The organism is Polynucleobacter sp. 86C-FISCH, from assembly GCF_018882415.1.
Lineage (GTDB): Bacteria > Pseudomonadota > Gammaproteobacteria > Burkholderiales > Burkholderiaceae > Polynucleobacter.
This window is the reverse complement of record NZ_JACVOL010000002.1, coordinates 1-3,056: the sequence shown is the minus strand read 5'-3', so window position 1 is coordinate 3,056 and position 3,056 is coordinate 1. Positions and strand designations below refer to the sequence as shown.

The window sequence follows — 3,056 nt, the reverse complement described above, 5'->3', positions numbered from 1 at the left end:
GTCTGACGCATTAATCATGAATTTATTTAAGGACCCCACATGAAACGCACTATTATGAGTCTGACCTTACTTGCTTCTTTGGCTGCTTGCGTCTCTGCGCCTACTGGCCCGACCATTGCCATCATGCCTCGCGAAGGCAAGCCTTTTGATGTGTTTCAACAAGAGGATCAAGAATGCCGTCAATTTGCTGCAAATGCTGTAAAAGATACTAGCAATGCCGCTTTAAAAGAAGGTGCCACTAGCGCTGCGATTGGTGCAGCTTTAGGCGCTGCTGCTGGTGCAGTGATTCAAGGTGGTAGCAGTCAAAATGTTGGTACTGGTGCTGGTGTTGGATTATTAGGTGGCGCCGCTATGGGTGCTATGAACTCTGCTGGCAAGCAAAATCAGGCGCAGACTCAATACAACATTGCATATCAGCAATGCATGTACTCTAAGGGTAATCAAGTGCCAAGTTACCCAACTCAGGGTGGCGCCCCTAATTACGCGCCTCCAAGCAACAACCTTAAATCTAATCAATAGTTTATATCCATAAAAACCGCCAGCTCTTAATTGGCATATATATTTCCTTGTTACAAAGCCTTTCCATTACGCGATACAACCCTCCATCCGCGACTAGAAATGTGCATTGAGGGAGCTAATACTGACTATTTCCACTAAGCAGGGCAATTGGCACTGCTACAGGAGTGATATTGCCCATCTCGGTTGGGGCTGTTTTGGGCTTTGGTATCACCTCGGGCATGCCCCAGGATTGGCGCTGGGGGTATGTTGATTTATACGCACTATAGGTTATGAGTATGTGCTCTATTCCGGCTTCTAAATTGGGTGTGCGCTTAGCTGGACTTATTTCAACTACGCACCTTAGAAAAGCATTTGGGCTCTTGATGGTGGGGCTGGCCATTAAGACTGCAGTAGTCATGGTTCTTTGATCCCCGAGCGATATTTACTATTAATTTATTAAGGCTTTTGTGCAAACAATCGAAATTTCCTCTTGGAGTCAATTTATTGAACTTACTACCCAGTTTGAGGGTTGGATTTTTCGCGGGCAAGAGGATGCTAGCTGGTCGCTCGATACTTCACTATCACGATATCTAGCTCAATACATTCCTGATGCGAGTCAGTGGCCCACCAGAGAAGAGCGAGCGCTGAGGATCTTTCGGCGCAAGGCCCATAACTTTTTAGATGATCCCAGTGTTTTAGACGATGACCTGCGCTGCTTGGCCCTTATGCAGCATCATGGCTCTCCCACTAGGATGCTCGACTTTACTAAGTCTCCCTTTGTAGCAGCCTACTTTGCGTTATGTGATGTGAAATCAGATTGCGCAATATTTGCCTTAGACACCCCAAGGCTGTGGAGGCTTGCTCCTACTGGGCATCCCGAGCTGACGAGGCAAATGGTTGACCCCAGATTGAAGGGCAATTTTGCGAAGTACTTTTTATTTAATGATCATGAAATGCTATGGGTTGGTGAGCCCCGTCAAATGGATCGCAGGTTAGTGGCCCAGTCGGGAACATTCGTTATGCCTGGAGTGTTAGACAAGTCTTTAGATCATATTATCAATAATTATGGCGCCAGTGAAGATCTTCTACAAAAGCTGGTGCTACATCAATCAATGAGATCTCAGGCTATGCAAGAGCTATATCGCATGAATATTACCCACTCAACTTTATTTCCGGATTTAGATGGTCTGGCTAAATCAATGGCTTACGAACTGGAGATGTCTTGGGTTGGGTATGAACTAAACCCCCATAATCGCTAAAAATACCAAGCAATTAATATCTACTTTCTTAACTATCCACAAACTATATGCAAGCAACTAACTTTTCCCTATATAAATATTGTGATCGTATTGGCTATAAGGGTGATCTCAAACCAAATGCTCAAACTTTAAATGCCCTGATGCGTCAGCAACTAATGACGGTCCCCTTTGAAAATCTAGATGTACAAGCGGGAAAAATAGTTTCTCTTGTGCCAGAAGAGATTGTAGATAAGATCATTAGCCACAATCGAGGCGGATATTGCTATGAAGTCAACGGCATCTTTGCCATGGCGCTAGAGGCCCTGGGAATTGAATACCAATTTGTAGCAGCAAGACCTATGTTTTATCCAGTTAGACGCCCAAAAACCCATATGGCCATTGTTGCCAAAATCGATGGCAGAAAGTATCTGTGTGACCTGGGATTTGGTAGCTATGGTATTCGTGCGCCAATCGATTTAGATTGGATTGGAGAGCCAATCGAACAAGATAATGATATTTTCATGCTTGAAAAATCAAAATCAGATGAATACCTTCTCAAGGCTTACGTCGATGGCGCTTGGGCCAATCAGCATGCCTTTGATCTTTATCCGTGGGAATGGGTTGATTTTGCACCAGCCAATCACCTGAACTCCACACACCCAGAGGCCATCTTTGTACAAAAGAGATTGGTGATTATTCAGAATCCATCAGGCAGAACCATTCTCCTGGGCAATACTCTAAAGACCATTCGGGATGGAGCAGTCAGTAAATCGGAGATTGAAGATGAAAAAATTGATGCTGTATTGAAAGAGTATTTCAACTTATAGGCGCCCAATGCAACCGTTTTAAGGGTGGATCACATGATAAAAATATTAAGTAGGTACCGCTGTGATAGATGTAAATACGGTAAAAATTACAACTGATGCGGTGACTCTTTGCATCGATGCCAGTCTTAGGCTCTGAGGTTGCTGTAGAGGCTTATGTAGCAATGCTGAGTCATGGTTAAAGAGCTAATGCAAATACTTTCCTCTTCGGTTGGTTTTGAAATTCCAGTGGAGTCTAATTGACCTGAATTCACTTTTAGCACGACTTCAAGTGCGAGATTTTGATAATTTTTTACTTTAAAAGGAGCTGTACTGTGTTCAAACATGGCATGCGTTTTAAATCTAGCAAATCATTACCCTGCATAGGCAAATTGAGGCTCTGACTGCCAGTAGCAAGACCTTTAGAAGAAGCTTGTAAATACTTCTTGATTGCCGTACAAAACTCTACCATCGCTGATGCAATATGCCCGGTGGTATGAAGGCGGATCAGCCAAGA

Annotated in this window: 5 protein-coding genes; 4 read left to right on the top strand and 1 reads right to left on the bottom strand. The window is 43.8% G+C overall.

Annotated features, from left to right (window positions below; all coding sequences use genetic code 11):
• Nucleotides 1–39: 39 nt before the first annotated feature.
• From ICN10_RS10050 to ICN10_RS10040, 4 genes are all read left to right on the top strand, one after another.
• Nucleotides 40–519 carry a glycine zipper family protein gene (locus ICN10_RS10050; RefSeq protein WP_216215365.1) on the top strand — a complete coding sequence of 160 codons (480 nt, stop codon included), beginning with the start codon at nt 40–42 and terminating at the stop codon, nt 517–519.
• 275 nt (nt 520–794) lie between these two features.
• The gene (locus tag ICN10_RS10160) at nt 795–926 is read left to right on the top strand and encodes a hypothetical protein (RefSeq protein ID WP_255536889.1); all 132 of its coding nucleotides are present in this window, start codon (nt 795–797) and stop codon (nt 924–926) included.
• 39 nt (nt 927–965) lie between these two features.
• On the top strand, nt 966–1,757 hold the full coding sequence (locus ICN10_RS10045; RefSeq protein ID WP_216215364.1) for an FRG domain-containing protein: 792 nt from the start codon (nt 966–968) through the stop codon (nt 1,755–1,757).
• Between the two features lie 47 nt (nt 1,758–1,804).
• Nucleotides 1,805–2,563, top strand: coding sequence for an arylamine N-acetyltransferase (locus ICN10_RS10040; protein WP_216215362.1), 759 nt, complete (start codon nt 1,805–1,807; stop codon nt 2,561–2,563).
• Between the two features lie 289 nt (nt 2,564–2,852).
• Here the strand turns inward: ICN10_RS10040 and ICN10_RS10035 are convergent.
• Nucleotides 2,853–3,056: hypothetical protein (locus ICN10_RS10035; protein WP_216215360.1), on the bottom strand; the 204-nt coding region annotated here is incomplete at its 5' end.

What these genes read in the sequence shown, in the direction of transcription:
- ICN10_RS10050 (WP_216215365.1), top strand. Translation starts at nt 40, where the DNA reads ATGAAACGCACTATTATGAGTCTGACCTTACTTGCTTCTTTGGCTGCT.
- ICN10_RS10160 (WP_255536889.1), top strand. Translation starts at nt 795, where the DNA reads ATGTGCTCTATTCCGGCTTCTAAATTGGGTGTGCGCTTAGCTGGACTT.
- ICN10_RS10040 (WP_216215362.1), top strand. Translation starts at nt 1,805, where the DNA reads ATGCAAGCAACTAACTTTTCCCTATATAAATATTGTGATCGTATTGGC.